The organism is Nonomuraea antimicrobica (assembly GCF_039536965.1).
GTDB lineage: Bacteria > Actinomycetota > Actinomycetes > Streptosporangiales > Streptosporangiaceae > Nonomuraea > Nonomuraea antimicrobica.
Genome location: NZ_BAAAZP010000103.1, coordinates 25,526 through 41,168 on the forward strand (window position 1 = coordinate 25,526; position 15,643 = coordinate 41,168).

The following is a 15,643-nucleotide window of genomic DNA, read 5'->3' on the forward strand; positions in this document are numbered from 1 at the left end:
CGTACCGTACAGCATACGTTCCGAGGCGGCAACCGTACGGTGTACCGTACGGAGGTGTGACGATTGAGTTCTCCGGGAGGGGCGACCCCGCGCGCAGCCTGGCGCTGCTCTGGCGCACCAGCGAGCGGGCTAGCCGCAAGGGCAGGCCAGAGCTGAGCGTCGAGCGCATCGTGCGCGCCGCCATCGAGGTGGCCGACGCCGAAGGGCTGCAGGCGCTGTCCATGCGCCGCGTGGCCGAGCGGCTGGGCGTGGGGACGATGTCGCTCTACACGTACGTGCCGGGCAAGCCGGAGCTGTTCGACGTCATGCTCGACGAGGTCTACGGCGAGACCGCCCGCCCCGACGACGTGCCGGGCGGCTGGCGGGGCGGGCTGGAGCAGATCGCCAGGGAGAACTGGGCGCTCTACCTGCGCCATCCGTGGTTGTTGCAGGTGGCCGCGAACCGCCCGGTGCTCGGCCCGAACGTCACGGCCAAATACGAGTACGAGCTGGGCGCGGTGGACGGCATCGGCCTGTCGGACCTGGAGATGGACTCGGTGATCACCCTGATCACCGGGTTCGTGCACGGCGCGGCCAGGGGCGCGGTGGAGGCCGCGCAGGCCGAGAGCCTGACGGGGCTGACCGACGAGCAGTGGTGGGCCGCGCACGCGCCCTTCCTCGCCCGCATCGCCGACACCACCCGCTATCCCGTCGCCTCCCGGGTCGGGCAGGCGGCGGGGCAGGAGCTCCAGGGCGCCTACAGCCCCGAGCACGCCTTCGAGTTCGGCCTGGAGCGCATCCTCGACGGCATCGAGGCCCTGGTCGCCAAGCGCCGCACCACCTCCGCCTGAGCCCTCCGGGCGGGCGCCTCAGCCCTTCCGGGCGGGCGCCTCAGCCTGACAGGGCCTGCTCGTAGGCGAGCAGCGTGTCGACGAACATGCGCCGCTGCGCGGGCGTGAGCGGCGCCAGCGCCCGCCGCCACGCCTGGGCGCCGTAGCCGAGCCACTCGTCGATGGAGTCCTGGTGCCCGTCGGCGATGCTGACGATCGTACGGCGGCGGTCGGCGTCGTCCTCGCGCCGCTCCAGCACGCCCTTCCTGCTCAGCTCCCCCACCATGAGACTCACCGTGGCGGGCGCCACCTCCAGCCGCCCGGCCAGCTCGTTGACCGTCATCGAGCCGTCGAACTGCAGGTAGGACAGCAGCGACAGATGCCGGGGCGCCAGCGACAACGCCTGCAGCGCCTCGGGCACCTTCAGCCGCTTGACCCGCCCCACCATGCGCGGCATCAGCAGCAGCAACGTCCTGATGCCGTCGTCCACGCTCAAGCCGTCAGTTGACATAGCCAATACCTTGCTGTCTAAATTAGCTTTGCTTGCAAAGCAAATATCGATCGCGCCTCACCAAAGGATAGTGAGATGACGGACTTCAACCAGCGGGTGATCGAGGAGTTCCGGGCCAACGGCGGCAAGGTGGGCGGCATGTTCGAGGGCGCCCCGCTCGTGCTGCTGACCACGGTGGGCGCCAAAACCGGGCGGCGGCGGACGAACCCGGCGGTCTACCTGCGCGACGGCGAGCGCGTGCTGGTCTTCGCCTCCAACGCGGGCGGCGACGCCCACCCGGCCTGGTACCACAACGTGGTGGCGAACCCCAGGGTCACGGTCGAGCTCGGGGAGGAGACGTTCACGGCCAGGGCGGTGCCGCTGGAAGGCGCGGAGCGCGACCGCCTGTACGCCCGCCAGGCGGCCATCGACCCGGCCTTCGCCGCCTACCAGGAAAAGACGGACCGGGTCATCCCCGTCGTCGCGCTCCACCCCGAGCACGAGCGGCTGCGGGCGTTCGGGGACGAGCTGGTCAGGATCCACGACTACCTGAGGGGCGAGCTGGCCCGGGTGCGCGCCGGCGAGGCGGACTCCGCCGACCTGCGGGCGCACTGCCTGGCCTTCTGCGAGGCGATCACGTTCCATCACACGGGCGAGGACCGCGTGGTCTTCCCGCACCTGGAGCAACTGTTCCCCGAGCTGAAGCAACCCCTCGACCGGCTGCGCGACGAGCACGCCGTGCTCGCCGGGCTGGTGGAGGAACTGCGCGGGGCGGCCGACCCGGCCACGCTGGAGCGCGTCGCCGCGAAGATGGAGGCCCACTTCGCCTACGAGGAGGAACACCTCATCCCGGTGCTCAACTCGCTGGAGGAGGTGCCCTGGTCGGCGGGCCGGCGCTAGCGCACGGGCGCGGCGCGCAGGCGTACGACGTGCTCGACCAGCGCGATCAGCGTCGCCTTGACCGACTCGCGGTTGCGGGCGTCCGTACGCACGATCGGCACGTGCGGCGCGAGCGCGAGCGCCTCCCTGACCTCCTGCTCACCGTGCGGGAACTGGCCCTCCCAGCCGTTGACCCCGATCACGAACGGCAGCTTGGCCTCTTCGAAGTAGTCGATGGCCGGGAAGCTGTCGGCCAGGCGGCGCGTGTCCAGCAGCACCACGGCCCCGATGGCCCCGCGCACGAGGTCGTCCCACATGAACCAGAACCGGTGCTGCCCGGGAGTCCCGAACAGATAGAGGATCAGGTCGCGGTCGAGCGAGAGCCGGCCGAAGTCCATGGCCACGGTCGTGGTCTGCTTGTTCGGCGTCATGCCCAGGTCGTCGATGCCCGCGGACGCGTCCGTCATCACCGCTTCCGTGGTGAGCGGGAGGATCTCGGACACCGCCCCCACGAACGTCGTCTTCCCGACACCGAACCCGCCGGCGACGACGATCTTCGTCGACGTGAGGCCGGGGCTAGAGCCTGCGTAGTCCACTGAGCACCCTTTCGAGCATGTTGAGGTCTGGCTGCCCCTGGCTGAGGCGTGGCTGGTGCAGGCGGACAAGCCCTTCGTCGGACATGTCCGCCACGAGCACCCTCGCCACGCCCAGCGGGACACGGAGCAGGGCCGAGATCTCCGCGACCGACCGGAACGACCTGCACAACTGCATGATGGCCTCCTGCTCGGGAGTGAGCAGGGCCATCTCGTCGTCCGGGATCGACATCGAGGAGATCAACGTCTCCATCGCGAGGTGATAGCGCGGCTCAGACCGGCCGCCCGTCACCGCGTAGGGACGGAACAGGGGCTCGTCGTCCCCGGCTCCGTCAGCGCCGTACACGGCCCGCTCCCATCAGTTCCATCACATCACCGGGTCCTGGCGGCCTGAAGCTCCGCACGCAGGGCCGGCGTGAGCGCCTGTCCCGCTCTGTCCACCAGCAGCGTCATCTGGTAGGCCACGAGACCCATGTCGCAGTCGGGCCCCGCGAGCACGGTGAGCACGGAGCCGTCGCTGATCGCCATGACCAGCAGCAGGCCCCGCTGCATCTCGACCACGGTCTGCGTCACCGAGCCGCCCTCGAACACCCTCGACGCGCCCACGGTGAGGCTCAGCAGGCCGGCGGAGACCGCGGCGAGCTGGTCGGCTCGGTCTGGAGGGAAGCCCTCCGAGGCGGCCAGGCAGAGCCCGTCCGCCGAGACCACGACGGCATGCGCGACTCCGGGCGTGTTACGTACGAAGTCGGTGATCAGCCAGTCGAACCTGTGCGCCTCATGGCTAAGGATTGTCACGCATCCTCCCCGGCGGGACGCTTACTCACTCTGTTTCCTCCTGTCCACGTACTTCCTGGCGGCCCCGTCGCACACCCTGCTGGAAGCCGGCCATCCGGTTGCGTATCCGCTCCGCGGAGACCGGAGGCACCGCAGGCGCCTCCGGTTGCGGTTGCTGGAGCTGCGCCGGCTGACCGGCGGTGCCCGGCACCAGGTTGGCCTTGGGGGTCCGCTTGGGGAGCCCGGCGGCGGTGATGCCGCCCAGGCTCGGCTCGCTGGCTGCGGCCGCCGCCCGCCATCCGGCGTCTGCGGCCGTTCGCCATGCTTCCTCCCCAGAGGGTACGGCTTGTGTGGGCGTGGGCTCACCCCCGGCCTCGGGGCTCGGCGCCTCCCCTGGGGGCTTGCGAAACCAGGCCGACTCCACCGATGCGAAGATCGGCAGGAATTCCTCCTGCTCCTGGTCCATCGGCGAGACGTCGACCGAGGGCGCGGGCTCCGGCGTACGCACGTCGTTCGTGGGGAACGACGGGGCCGGTGACGGCATATGGAACGCGCCATTACCAGATGGGCCGCCGCCGGAAGGGCCGCTGACCGCCGGGGGCGAGGGCGGCTGCGGGCTCGGATATGACGGGAACGCCCCGGAGTCGAACGAGCCCGGCCGCCGCCGGTACGAGCCGCCGTCGGTGTCGGCGGTGAAGCCGTTGGCCCCCGCCGCGCCCGGCTCGGAGTGGAAGGCGCCCGGCCCCTGCCCCGCGAGGCCGGCCCCGCGCGGGCGCCCCACGTCGAACGGCCCCGTCCTGCCCGGTCCCGCGTCGAAGGAGTCGAAGCTGGCGAACGACCTGAACGACCCGTTCGCCGCGGGCGCCGGCCCCGGCTGGCTCGCCACGGTGCCGCCGCCGAACGCGGGCCGCTGCGGCAGCGGCTGCTGCTGGGTCCCGTCGACGATGAGCGTGGGCGGCAGCAGCACCATGGCGATCAGGCCCGCGCCGTCGCCCTTGCGGAGCTGCACCCTGATGCCGTGGCGCAGCGCCAGGCGGCCGACCACGAACAGGCCCATCCGCCGCGACACCGACACGTCCACGACGGGCGGCTCGGCCAGGCGGCGGTTGGCCTCGGCCAGCTCGTCCTCGGTCATGCTGATGCCGGTGTCGCTGACCGACAGCAGCGCGCCGCCGCCCTCGATGAGGCTGCTGGTGACCGTGACCTGGGAGTTGCTCGGGGAGAACTGGATGGCGTTCTCGACCAGCTCGGCGACCAGGTGGACCAGGTCGTTGGCGCAGTTCCCGAGCACCGAGGTGGCCCGGTGCACCCGGACCTGGACGCGTTCGTAGCCCTCGACCTCCGACAGCGCGGCGCGTACGACGTCGACCAGCTTGGCCGGCTGGCTGCGCCGTCGGGTGGCCTCGTGGCCGGCCAGGACCAGCAGGTTCTCGGAGTTGCGGCGCATGCGGGTGGCCAGGTGGTCGAGCTTGAACAGGTCGGCCAGCCGGCCGCCGTCCTGCTCGCCCTTCTCCAGGCCGTCGATCAGCGAGATCTGCCGCTCGACCAGGGTCTGCGTGCGGCGCGAGAGGTTGACGAACATCGAGCTGATGTTGCTGCGCAGCTCGGCCTCCTCGCCCGCCAGCCGCACGGCCTGCCGGTGCACCTGGTCGAAGGCCCGCGCCACCTCGCCGATCTCGTCGTTGCCCTCGACCTCGATCGGGTGCACGTCGCGTACGGCCGTCTCACCGCTGACGCGCAACCGGCGCACCACGTCGGGCAGCCGGAACCCCGCGACCTCCAGCGCCTCGGTACGCAGCCGCCGCAGCGGGCCCACCATGGAACGGGCGATGGCGACGGTGAGCAGCAGGACGACCAGCAGCAACGCCACGATGAGCGCACCGGCGATGATCGCGTTGCGGGTCTCGGCGTCGCGCAGTTCCTGGCTGCGCAGGCTCACCTTGCCCGCCAGCTCTTCCTCGATGCCGTGCAGCACGTCGATGGCGACGGTGTTGCTGTTGAACCACTCCTCGCGCTCGGCCCTGGCGGAGATGAGGTTGTCGGTGATGCGGGCGCCCGGCTGCCGACCGCTGGCCAGCGTGATCGCGCGGGACTTGGTGAGCTGGATGTTGACGTACTCGGGCCTGGAGGCGAGTGCCTTGGACAGTTGCTCGCCGACCTCGGTCCCGGCCTCGGCGCCCACGGTGGCGATGTCGCTCTGCTGGCGGGCGTTGGAGGCGATGAACTGCTCGACCTCTTTGGCGTCCACGCTGTCGGGGTTGTAGCTGGCCTGAAGGAGCTGGACGCGCTGGCGAGAGAGCTCCTCCTTGGCCGCCACGAGCGCGCTCAGGGCGCGGAAGTAGCCGACGATCTGGGAGTCGTGCGACATCAGGCTCAGCTCGTCGTGCAGCTTGATGAGGGTGTCGGCGAGGAAGTCGTAGCGGATGGTGTCGGTCTGACCTTCGGTCCTGATCCCCGACAGGCGGCTCAGGTCGTACCTGGCCTGGGCGGCGGCCTTGACCACGCGGGGGCCGTACGACTCGTCCATCGTGTCGAGGTCGGCGCGGACGGTCTTGATCAGCGTGTCGACGGCGGCCTTGCGCTGTTCGAGAGGGGCTTCGAGCTTCTTGCGCATGGCGCGGTTGGCGCCGATCCAGCCACCGGTGTCACGCTCCAGCCCCAGCGCCTGGACGAGGTCGCGAAGCCGCCCCGCCTGCTCGGCCGCGATGGCCGTGCGGTCGTAGACGCCGATGCTCTGCACCGAGCCGACCACGCGCGCTCCCCCGAGCACGACGCCGGCGATGGTGGGCACCAGGATGAGCGCGGTGAGGCGCCACCTCACCCGCCAGTTGCGCAGGGCGAGCCGCTGCAGCGGCTGCCTGCCGCGGGCCCGCTGAGCGGCTGGGCCGCTGCTCGAATTCCCCGTAGTCACCGCTCCCGCAACCCCTCAATCGTCCCGTAAGCAACGGGTCATCAAGCCGTCCACAAAGTATCCACAGCATCTGACGTATCAGGCATATCGGACATAATCGTTACAAATGCGACCGGTAGTTGTGTGCTGTTGGTTATCGCAGCGCGGCAAGGACTTGATCGCGGACTTGAGCCCTCTGCGCGTCGTCGCTGAGGGGGCGACCAGCGCGGTCCACAACATAGAAGACGTCCACCGCCTCCGCGCCGAGAGTCTCTACGCGAGCGGCTCTCACGTCAAGACCGCACTCACCGAACGCACGCCCAATACGCCACAGAAGTCCCGGCCTGTCATGGGCCCTGACTTCCACCACGGTGGCTGTCGCGGAGGCGTCGTCGACCAACGTCACCCGAGGTGGAGCCACCGGTACGCGGGACGGCCTGAGAGACCTGGCCCGGCGGGCCAGCCGCTGCTCGATGTCAAGACGTCCAGCAAGGACGAGACGCAGATCGGACTCCAGCGTCGCGGGGTCGGGAGGGGAGCCGTACTCGGGGATGACCGAGAACTCGATCACCGCCGTGGACCCCGCGAACGCGGCCGAGGCCGAGCGCACGACGAGCCGGTGGGCGGCCAGCACCCCGGCGGCGCTCCACAGCAGGCCCGCCCGGTCGGGGGCGACGACCGTGACCGCTCCCCCGTTGACCCGGACGGCCCCGCCGCCGTGCCGGGCCAGCGCGGCCTGCTCGGGCGACAGGGTCGGCGGCTTGGGGGGCGGCGAGCCGGTCAGCACGGACCTGACGCGGCGTACGAGGTCGGCGACCAGCCCCGCCTTCCACGCGTTCCAGGCGGCCGGGCCGGTCGCGGTGCCGTCGGCGACCGCCAGCGCGGCCAGCAGTTCGAGCACCTCCCGCGAGCCGACCGTGGCGGCGACCTTCTCGATCGTGACGGGGTCGGAGAGGTCTCGCCGCGTGGCGGTCTCGGGGAGCAGCAGGTGGTGGCGTACGACGGTGGCCAGCGTCTCGACGTCGGGCGCGGGCAGCCCGATGCGGGCGGCGATGTCGCGGACCACCACCTCGCCCGTCGCCGAGTGGTCGCCCGGCCAGCCCTTGCCCACGTCGTGCAGGAGCGCCGCGATCAGCAGGAGGTCGGGGCGGGAGACCTCGCGGGTGTGACCGGCGGCGTTCGCGGCGGTCTCGATCAGGTGGCGGTCGACCGTGAAGCGGTGGATCGGGTTGCGCTGCGGGCGGTGGCGTACGCGTTCCCAGTCAGGGAGCAGTCTGACAAGGATGCCCGCCTGGTCGAGCTCCTCCCACACGGGCACGGCGGCACGGCCCGCGCCGAGGATCGACACCAGCGCGTCACGGGCCTCCTCGGGCCAGGGCACCGGCATCGGCGGCGACTGAGCTGCCAGGACGGAGATCGTCGCGGGCGCCAGCGGCAGCCCGGAGCCGGCCGCCGCGGCGGCGGCGCGCAGCACGAGCACGGGGTCCCTGCGCGGGTCGACCCCCCTGGCGAGCACCACCTCGCCGCCGTGCTCGACCACGCCGTCGGCCAGCGGACGGCGGCCTCGGGGCGCGGGGCCTGACACCAGCCTGTCAACGGTGCGCCAGGTGCCGTCGAAGGCGTGGGAGATGGTGCGGCCCGCCTCGGCGAGCCTGCGCATCAGCGCCTCGGCGTCCAGCAGGCCGAGCAGCCCGGCGACCGCGTCCTGCTCCTGGAGGACCAGCCGGTCGGTGCCGCGGGCGGTGACGATGTGCAGCGCGTGCCGCACGTCGAGGACGAACTCGTACGCCTCCCGCGCCCGCGGGCCGGGCGCCGGGGCGACCCAGGCGGCGGCCACCGCCTGCATGGCCTGGACGTCGCGCAACCCGCCGCGCCCGTCCTTGAGATCGGGCTCCAGCAGGAAGGCCAGCTCCCCGCTGGACTGGGCCCGCTGGTCGGAGGCGTCGCGCAGCTCACTGAGCCGGCGCCGGGAGTCGGCGCGCCATTCGGCCAGCACCGCCTCCCTGGCCTTCCTGGTCAGGTCGGGGTCGCCGGCCACGTGCCTGGCCTGGATGAGGCCGAGCACGGCCTTGAGATCCTGCCGGGCCACGGAGACCGCCTCTTCCACCGTGCGTACGGAGTGGTCGAGGCTGACCGCCGAGTCCCAGATCGGATACCAGATCCGGTCGGCGATCCTGGCCACGTCGGCCCGGCCGTTGTGCAGCAGCACCAGGTCGAGGTCGCTGCCTGGGGCCGGTTCGCCCCTGCCGAGGCTGCCGACGGCGACCAGGGAGACGTGGTCGCCGTCGCTCGCCGTGCGGAAGAGATCCTTGAGCCAGCGGTCGGTGTCGGTGGTCCGCTCCTTGCGGGCCGCGGCGTACGAACGGGCCTCTCCCCTCACTGTCGCGCCCCCTCGCCGAGCACAGCCCGGACCTCGTCGTCCGGGCATCGCCGCGGACCCCCCGTGGAAATCCTGCCGTGCTCCGCCGGGACGCCGTCGTCCCGGCTTCGCCGCGAAACCATCACAGGGCTTCCGGACCCCGCTCTCCCGTGCGCACCCGGACGACGGTGTCCACGGGGACCGACCACACCTTGCCGTCGCCGATCTTGCCGGTGTGCGCCGCCTTGACGATGACGTCGATCACGTCCTCGGTGTCATCCTCTTCTGCGAGCACCTCCAGCCGGACCTTCGGCACGAGGTCCACCTGGTATTCGGCGCCGCGGTAGACCTCGGTGTGGCCCCGCTGGCGGCCGTAGCCGCTGGCCTCGCTGACGGTCATGCCCTTGATGCCGAACTGTTCGAGCGCGGCCTTCACGTCATCCAGCTTGAAGGGCTTGATGATCGCCGTGATGAGCCTCATGCGTCCACCTTCTTCGTGGCCGGGGAGATTACGGGACCGTTGGAGGAGCTGACGCCGGAGGCGTAGACGGTGCCGAGGTCGTAGCCCGTCTCGGCGTGCGTGGCGATGTCGACGCCGGTCAGCTCGGCGTCCTCGCCGATGCGGAAGCCCATCGTCTTGTCGATGACCTTGCCGATGATCCAGGACATGACGAACGAGTAGCCGCCGACGGCGACCGGGCCGAGCACCTGGAGGCCGAGCTGGCTGACCTGGCCGCCCTCGATCAGGATGCCCTTGTTCTGGCCGGGCAGGAACGGGTAGGCCGCCACGAAGCCCAGCGCGATCGCGCCGATCAGACCACCGACCAGGTGGACGCCGACCACGTCGAGCGAGTCGTCGAAGCCCGCCCGGTACTTCAGGCCCACGGCGTAGGCGCAGCCCACACCGGCCAGCACGCCGATCACCACGGCCGCCCACGGGTCGACGAAACCGCAGGCGGGCGTGATGGCGACCAGACCGGCCACCGCGCCGGAGGCGACGCCGAGCGTGGTCGCGTGACCGTCGCGCAGCTTCTCCACCACGAGCCAGGCACCGGCGGCCACGGCCGTGGCGACCTGGGTGTTCATGAACGCCAGACCCGCGGTCTGGTCGGGGGCCAACTCGGAGCCCGCGTTGAAGCCGAACCAGCCGAACCACAGCAGCCCGGTGCCGAGCAGCACCAGGGTCAGGTTGTGCGGCCGCATGGGCTCCTTGCGCCAGCCCTGGCGCTTGCCCAGGACGAGCGCGAGCGCGAGCGCCGCGGCGCCGGCGTTGATGTGGACGACCGTGCCGCCGGCGAAGTCTTCGATGCCGAGCTGGGTGAGCCAGCCGCCGCCCCAGACCCAGTGGGCGACGGGGAAGTAGACGACCGTGGCCCACACCAGGGAGAACAGCACCCAGGCGCCGAACTTGGCCCGGTCGGCGATGGCGCCGCTGATCAGCGCCACCGTGATGATGGCGAAGGTGAGCTGGAAGGCGGAGAACACCATCAGCGGGAAGTTGTCGGCAGCGGCGGCCTCGGCCGTCACGCTGCCGCCCTCGACGATCAGACCTTCGTAGACGGCGTTGAAGACCCCGCTCAGGCCGACGTAGTCGAGCCCTCCGACGATCTTGTTGACAAAGCCGGTCCCGTCACCGGCCGTGTCGAACGCCAGGGAGTAGCCGTACAGGACCCATGCGACCGTCACGACGATGATGCTGACGAACGACATCATCATCATGTTGAGCACGCTCTTGGCCCTGGTCATTCCCCCGTAGAAGAACGCGAGGCCCGGAGTCATCAGCAGCACCAGGGCGGTGCATACCAGCATCCAGGCGGTAGTGCCGCTGTCGATCATCGAAGCGACCCTCCTTTTGCATGTGACGTGTGGCCACAGCGTGTTCTTCCGGGGTTTCGTGGCTCGACCGGGCGTGTTTCACATTCGTGAATCTCGCCATGCGGGTGTTTCGCCGACGTTTCGGGCCACTCACAGCACCTATTTGAGCGACGCGATATCGAGCGTGCGATACTTAGGGTTGCCTAACCTAAGCGATCAAGGAACGCCCATGCGACTGCGCCTGGCCCTAGCCGCCATGCTCCCCCTCCTCACCCTCGCCGCGTGCGGCACCTCCACCGCCTCCCAGGAGGCCGGTCCCACCAGGACCGTAAAACACGCCATGGGCGAGACCAAGGTGCCCATGACCCCGAAGCGCGTCGTCGTGCTCGACACGGACAAGCTCGACACGATGGTCTCGCTCGGCCTCACCCCCGTCGGCGCGGCCCAGGCCCAGGAGAGCCAGTCCTGGCCGGAATACCTGGGCTCGGCCCTGGCCGCCACCAAGCCGGTGGGGACGCTCCAGCAGCTCAACATCGAGGCCATCATGGCGCTCAAGCCCGACCTGATCCTCGGCACGAAGTTCCGCCAGGAGGCCTTCTACGACAAGCTCGCCAAGATCGCCCCGACCGTGTTCACCGAGCGGGTCGGCATCACCTGGAAGGAGAACTTCCTGCTCGACGCCGAGGCGCTGGGCAAGAAGGAGCAGGCGCAGCAGCTCCTGACCGCGTACGGGACGCGGGCGAAGGAGGTGGGCGCCAAGTTCGCGAAGCTGCAGGTCAGCATCGTACGGTTCATGCCGACCGAGATCCGCATGTACGGGCCCCAGTCGTTCAGCGGCATCGTCGTCGGCGACGCCGGCATCCCCCGGCCCGAGGCGCAGCAGCTCGCCGACCAGGAGGACCGGCGCTTCGGCAAGGTGAGCCAGGAGAACATCGCCAAGGCCGACGCCGACGCGATCTTCTACAGCGCGTACGGGGAGGCGTCCGCCAAGTCGCAGGCCGCGGTGACCGGTGGACCGCTGTGGAAGAACCTGAAAGCGGTCAAGTCGGACAACGCCCACAACGTGGACGACGAGATCTGGATGCTCGGGATCGGCGTCACGGCGGCCGGCAAGATCCTCGACGACCTCGACAAGTATCTGATGCCGCTCGCGTGACCCGGGCGGGGGCCGCCCTCCCGACGAGACCGGGCCGCGCTCAGGGGGCCTACGGCTGCGCCGCCCAGAAGCGCCGCAGATGGGGCACCAGCTCATCGGCCCGCTCGTCGGGGAAGAACAGCCGCCCGCCCTCGATCTCCACGATCTCCCGCACACCGGGGATGGTGTCCCGCAGCCAGCGCGCCCAGCTCACGTCGAAGAACACGTCGCCCGTGCCCCAGACCACGAGCGTCGGCACGGTCAGCACCGTGAGCTGCGGCTCGATGGCGACCAGGTCCTTGGCGTCGAGGGAGGTCAGCAGGCGTTCGAACGCGCGCCCGCCGTCCGGCCTGGCGAAGATCGGCCGCAGGTACGCCTCCACCAGCGCCGCCGGGTCGTCGATGCGCTCGTATCCGGCGCCGAGCGCGGTGTCGGCCAGCAGGTCGGGCCAGTCGAGCACGGCGGCGACGAGCGCGGCCAGCTCGCCCTTGGCGGCCAGCTCGACGGTGGACCTGAACGCCTCGGGCGGGAGGTTGGTGTGCACGTCGCAGTTGGTGAGGGTGAGCGTGCGCAGGCGTTCGCGGTGGCGTACGGCGAAGACCTGGGCCACCGCCCCGCCGGTGTCGTTGGCGACGAGGTCGACCTCGCTCAGGCCGAGGTGCTCGCACAGCTCCTCGACGGCCTCGGCCAGCGCGGGCAGCGACAGGTCGTCGCGCGGGGCACTGCCGCCGTGCAGGGGCAGGTCGATGGCCACGCAGCGGCGCTCGTCGCGCAGCTCGGCGATGACGTTGCGCCAAAGGTGGGAGCTGGTGCCGACCCCATGCACGAACAGGCTCACGGGCTGACCCTCGGACCCCTCGCCCACGTCGACGTAGTGGATGCCGTCCATCGGTGGTTCCTCCGTTTTACAAACCGACTGTCGGTCTACGAAGTTACCGACCGATAGTCGGTTTGTCTATTCTGGATTCATGAACCTCAAGGCCGAACGCGGCGCGGCCACCCGCGACAAGGTCCTGACCATCGCCACGCGGCTGTTCGCCGAGCGCGGCTACGACGACACGTCGATCGAGACGGTGCTGCAGGAGTCGGGGCTGAGCAGAGGGGCTCTGTACCACCACTACGCCGGCAAGGAGGCCCTGTTCGAGGCCGTGCTGGAGGCCACCGAGGCGGCCATCGGCGCCGAGCTCGTGCGGGCGGTGCGGGGCTCACGCGACGCCGAGGAGGCCCTGCTCACGGGCGTGCTGGCCTGGGTCCGGCTGGCGCGCGACCCGGTGATCAAACGCATCGTGCTCACCGACGCCCCGGCCGTGCTGGGCTGGGAGCGGTGGCGGGCGATGGAGGAGCGCTACTCGTTCGGCATGCTCAAGGCGGCACTCGACGCCACGGGGGCGGTGCCGGCCGAGTTCCTGGACCTGCACGCCCACATGCTGCTGGCGGCCGTCAACGAGAGCGTCCTGATGGTGGCGCGCGGCGGCGACCAGGCCACCGCCGAGGCCGCCGTGCGGGAGTTCGTCCACAGGCTGCTCCGCCCGCGCTGACCATCCGACGCCGGACAGAGGCGGCGTGCGTGGGGTCTTCGGAACACGCCGACGGGGGCGCCGGATCAGGTGTCCGGCGCCCCCGTCGGCGTCGCAGGTGTCAGGCGGCCGCCGTGGCCATCTTGCGCAGGCGGGCCAGGGCGTCGCGCTCGATGCGCCGGGCGCGGTCACGGCCGATGCCGTAGCGCTCGCCCACCTCGGTCAGCGTGTGCTCGCGCCCGTCGACCAGCCCGTAACGCCACCGCAGCATCTCGCTGGTCGGCCCCTCCAGACCGGTGAGCCACTGGTCGAGCCGCTCCCGCTCCAGGATGTCGATGGCCTGCTGCTCGGGGTCGGCCCACGTCTCGTCGGCGATCATGTCGCCCAGCTCGGTCTCGTCCTCGTCGCCCACGCCGAGCTGCAGCGAGACCGGGTCGGACGCCCAGCGCCGCAGCTCGCGGACCCGCTCGATCGGCAGGTCGAGGATCCCGGCGAGATCGTCGTCGGTCGGCTCGGCGTCGAACTCCGCCAGCATGTCACGACGGACCCGCATCAGCCGGGTCATCTGCTCCCCCGCGTGCGTGGGCAGCCGCACCGGACGCGCCTGCTCGTGGATGGCCCGCCCCACGGACTGCCTGATCCACCACGTCGCGTACGTCGAGAACTTGTACCCCCGCCGGTAGTCGAACTTCTCCACCGCGCGCACCAGGCCCAGGTTCCCCTCCTGGACCAGGTCGATCAGCGGCATCCCCCGACCCGAATATTTCCTGGCCACCGCCACCACAAGGCGCAGGTTGGCCTGAATGAACTCCTCCTTGGCCCGCTGGCCGGAAATGGCCAGCCGCTCCAGTTCCTCGTCGGCCGCGTCCCCGATGCGCGGCTCCGAGCCCCCGCTGTCGAGGAGCTGCTCGGCGAAGAGCCCCGCCTCTATCCGCTTGGCGAGCTCAACCTCTTCCTCCGCCGTGAGCAGTGGGACCCGGCCGATCTCGGCCAGATATGTCCCCAGCAGATCGCGGTCAGCGATGTGCTGCTCCTGCGTGCGACTCCCCGTAGGCCTTGCCATCCCCAGGCACCTCGTTCCGCAGATGCGTTCTATACCCGGCCAACGTCCGGCCAGATGCAAAGATTCCCTAAAGCACTACGCCTGCGGGATGGTTCTGGATGTCCTCCTAAAGGAGGAGCCCGCCGTGAAACACCTGGTGAACGAGGGGGACGCCGGGCCGGTAGGCAAGGTGTACATAAGAGGGGGCGTCGAGGACGACGAGGTCGGCGCGGGCTCCGCGCCGCAGCCAGCCTACGTCCGTACGCCGCAGTGCGCGCGCCCCTCCGTACGTCGCCGCCCTGACCGCCTCCAGCGGCGTCATCCGCATCTCCCGTACGGCCAGCGCCACGCAGAACGCCATCGACGACGTGAACGACGACCCCGGGTTGCAGTCGGTCGCCAGCGCCACGGTCACCCCTGCGTCGATGAGCCCCCGCGCGTCGGGGTACGGCGAGCGCGTGGAGAACTCGGCCCCCGGCAGGAGCGTGGCCACCGTCCCCGAGGAGGAGAGCGCCTCCACGTCGCCCGGCGTGAGGTGCGTGCAGTGGTCGGCCGAGGCCGCGCCCAGCTCGCACGCGATGCGCACGCCCGGCCCCTCGGTGAGCTGGTTGGCGTGCACCCGCACCCCGAGCCCGGCCTTGAGTCCGGCGGCGAGGATCTCCCGCGTCTGGTCGCCGTCGAACGCGCCCCGCTCGCAGAACACGTCCACCCACTTCGCGTACGGCGCGCACGCCTCCAGCATCTCCCCGGCCACCAGCCGGACGTAGGAGTCGGCGTCCATGTCCGCCGGCACCACGTGCGCCCCCAGGAAGGTGGTCTCGTCGGTCAGACCGGTGGCGATCTCCAGCGAGCGCCGCTCGTGCTCGACGGACAGGCCGTAACCGCTCTTGATCTCCACGGTGGTCGTGCCCTGGGCCAGCATCTCCGTCACCAGGGCGCGGGCGCGGGTGGCCAGCTCCGCCTCGCTCGCCCGGCGGGTGGCGGCGACCGTGGTCCTGATGCCGCCCCCCGTGTACGGCTCGCCGGACATGCGGGCCTGGAACTCGGCCGTCCGGTCACCGGCGAAGACCAGGTGGGCGTGGCTGTCGACGAAGCCGGGGATGACGGCCCGACCGGCGGCGTCCACCCGTTCGTCGGCGTCGGGGGCCTGGGCGGCGGGGCCGGTCCAGGCGACCAGGCCGTCCTCGATGAGGAGCGCGGCGTCGGGGATCTCCTCGCGCTCGGGGTCGCCGGTGTAGAGCAGGCCGATTCCGTCGATCAACGTCGTGGTCACCAAAGGTCTCCCGTCAACACGCGGCACGCGCCGCCCCACCCGGTTGTCATCGCTGTGCTGTCATCGC

The 15,643-nt window shown here is 70.8% G+C and carries 15 protein-coding genes; 4 read left to right on the forward strand and 11 right to left on the reverse strand.

The features are described 5' to 3' along the window. The first annotated feature begins 56 nt into the window (after positions 1-56). Complete coding sequence (locus ABD844_RS29710; RefSeq protein WP_344885333.1) at positions 57-830, forward strand: TetR/AcrR family transcriptional regulator; 774 nt, start codon at positions 57-59, stop codon at positions 828-830. A 40-nt stretch (positions 831-870) separates the two neighbouring features. Here ABD844_RS29710 and ABD844_RS29715 read toward each other — a convergent pair whose 3' ends face one another. Further along, positions 871-1,320, reverse strand: coding sequence for a MarR family transcriptional regulator (locus ABD844_RS29715; RefSeq protein ID WP_344885336.1), 450 nt, complete (start codon positions 1,318-1,320; stop codon positions 871-873). A 75-nt stretch (positions 1,321-1,395) separates the two neighbouring features. Here ABD844_RS29715 and ABD844_RS29720 point away from each other — a divergent pair, with 75 nt between their 5' ends. Then, on the forward strand, positions 1,396-2,199 hold the full coding sequence (locus ABD844_RS29720) for a nitroreductase/quinone reductase family protein (protein WP_344885339.1): 804 nt from the start codon (positions 1,396-1,398) through the stop codon (positions 2,197-2,199). On the opposite strand, the gene ABD844_RS29725 is transcribed toward ABD844_RS29720, so the two are convergent. From ABD844_RS29725 to ABD844_RS29755, 7 genes are all read right to left on the reverse strand, one after another. Continuing rightward, positions 2,196-2,774: a GTP-binding protein gene (locus ABD844_RS29725; RefSeq protein WP_344885342.1), complete on the reverse strand. Its 579-nt coding sequence runs from the start codon at positions 2,772-2,774 to the stop codon at positions 2,196-2,198. The genes ABD844_RS29720 and ABD844_RS29725 overlap by 4 nt on opposite strands. After that, positions 2,755-3,117, reverse strand: coding sequence for a DUF742 domain-containing protein (locus ABD844_RS29730; RefSeq protein ID WP_344885345.1), 363 nt, complete (start codon positions 3,115-3,117; stop codon positions 2,755-2,757). The genes ABD844_RS29725 and ABD844_RS29730 overlap by 20 nt, the downstream gene beginning before the upstream one ends. A 26-nt stretch (positions 3,118-3,143) precedes the next feature. Beyond that, positions 3,144-3,566 (reverse strand): roadblock/LC7 domain-containing protein, encoded by a 423-nt coding sequence (locus ABD844_RS29735; RefSeq protein WP_344885348.1) that lies wholly within the window; start codon positions 3,564-3,566, stop codon positions 3,144-3,146. Between the two features lie 25 nt (positions 3,567-3,591). After that, complete coding sequence (locus ABD844_RS29740; RefSeq protein WP_344885351.1) at positions 3,592-6,456, reverse strand: nitrate- and nitrite sensing domain-containing protein; 2,865 nt, start codon at positions 6,454-6,456, stop codon at positions 3,592-3,594. Between the two features lie 133 nt (positions 6,457-6,589). Further along, on the reverse strand, positions 6,590-8,815 hold the full coding sequence (locus ABD844_RS29745; protein ID WP_344885354.1) for a [protein-PII] uridylyltransferase: 2,226 nt from the start codon (positions 8,813-8,815) through the stop codon (positions 6,590-6,592). 121 nt (positions 8,816-8,936) lie between these two features. Beyond that, the gene (locus ABD844_RS29750; protein WP_185071480.1) at positions 8,937-9,275 is read right to left on the reverse strand and encodes a P-II family nitrogen regulator; all 339 of its coding nucleotides are present in this window, start codon (positions 9,273-9,275) and stop codon (positions 8,937-8,939) included. Further along, positions 9,272-10,630: an ammonium transporter gene (locus ABD844_RS29755; RefSeq protein WP_344885361.1), complete on the reverse strand. Its 1,359-nt coding sequence runs from the start codon at positions 10,628-10,630 to the stop codon at positions 9,272-9,274. The genes ABD844_RS29750 and ABD844_RS29755 overlap by 4 nt, the downstream gene beginning before the upstream one ends. A 208-nt stretch (positions 10,631-10,838) precedes the next feature. Between ABD844_RS29755 and ABD844_RS29760 the strand changes: the two genes are divergently transcribed. Further along, complete coding sequence (locus ABD844_RS29760) at positions 10,839-11,765, forward strand: ABC transporter substrate-binding protein (protein ID WP_344885364.1); 927 nt, start codon at positions 10,839-10,841, stop codon at positions 11,763-11,765. A 49-nt stretch (positions 11,766-11,814) separates the two neighbouring features. Here the strand turns inward: ABD844_RS29760 and ABD844_RS29765 are convergent, their stop codons facing one another. Further along, positions 11,815-12,633 carry an alpha/beta fold hydrolase gene (locus ABD844_RS29765; RefSeq protein ID WP_344885367.1) on the reverse strand — a complete coding sequence of 273 codons (819 nt, stop codon included), beginning with the start codon at positions 12,631-12,633 and terminating at the stop codon, positions 11,815-11,817. A gap of 79 nt (positions 12,634-12,712) precedes the next feature. Between ABD844_RS29765 and ABD844_RS29770 the strand changes: the two genes are divergently transcribed. Further along, positions 12,713-13,282 (forward strand): TetR/AcrR family transcriptional regulator, encoded by a 570-nt coding sequence (locus ABD844_RS29770; RefSeq protein ID WP_344885369.1) that lies wholly within the window; start codon positions 12,713-12,715, stop codon positions 13,280-13,282. Between the two features lie 100 nt (positions 13,283-13,382). On the opposite strand, the gene ABD844_RS29775 is transcribed toward ABD844_RS29770, so the two are convergent. Continuing rightward, positions 13,383-14,324, reverse strand: coding sequence for a sigma-70 family RNA polymerase sigma factor (locus ABD844_RS29775; protein ID WP_344885371.1), 942 nt, complete (start codon positions 14,322-14,324; stop codon positions 13,383-13,385). A 106-nt stretch (positions 14,325-14,430) separates the two neighbouring features. Beyond that, positions 14,431-15,576, reverse strand: a complete 1,146-nt coding sequence (hutI, locus tag ABD844_RS29780; RefSeq protein WP_344885373.1) for an imidazolonepropionase — start codon at positions 15,574-15,576, stop codon at positions 14,431-14,433. Between the last annotated feature and the right edge of the window lie 67 nt (positions 15,577-15,643).

What these genes read in the sequence shown, in the direction of transcription:
- ABD844_RS29750 (WP_185071480.1), bottom strand. Translation starts at nt 9,275, where the DNA reads ATGAGGCTCATCACGGCGATCATCAAGCCCTTCAAGCTGGATGACGTG.
- ABD844_RS29755 (WP_344885361.1), bottom strand. Translation starts at nt 10,630, where the DNA reads ATGATCGACAGCGGCACTACCGCCTGGATGCTGGTATGCACCGCCCTG.
- ABD844_RS29720 (WP_344885339.1), top strand. Translation starts at nt 1,396, where the DNA reads ATGACGGACTTCAACCAGCGGGTGATCGAGGAGTTCCGGGCCAACGGC.
- ABD844_RS29715 (WP_344885336.1), bottom strand. Translation starts at nt 1,320, where the DNA reads ATGTCAACTGACGGCTTGAGCGTGGACGACGGCATCAGGACGTTGCTG.
- ABD844_RS29760 (WP_344885364.1), top strand. Translation starts at nt 10,839, where the DNA reads ATGCGACTGCGCCTGGCCCTAGCCGCCATGCTCCCCCTCCTCACCCTC.
- ABD844_RS29775 (WP_344885371.1), bottom strand. Translation starts at nt 14,324, where the DNA reads ATGGCAAGGCCTACGGGGAGTCGCACGCAGGAGCAGCACATCGCTGAC.
- ABD844_RS29765 (WP_344885367.1), bottom strand. Translation starts at nt 12,633, where the DNA reads ATGGACGGCATCCACTACGTCGACGTGGGCGAGGGGTCCGAGGGTCAG.
- ABD844_RS29770 (WP_344885369.1), top strand. Translation starts at nt 12,713, where the DNA reads ATGAACCTCAAGGCCGAACGCGGCGCGGCCACCCGCGACAAGGTCCTG.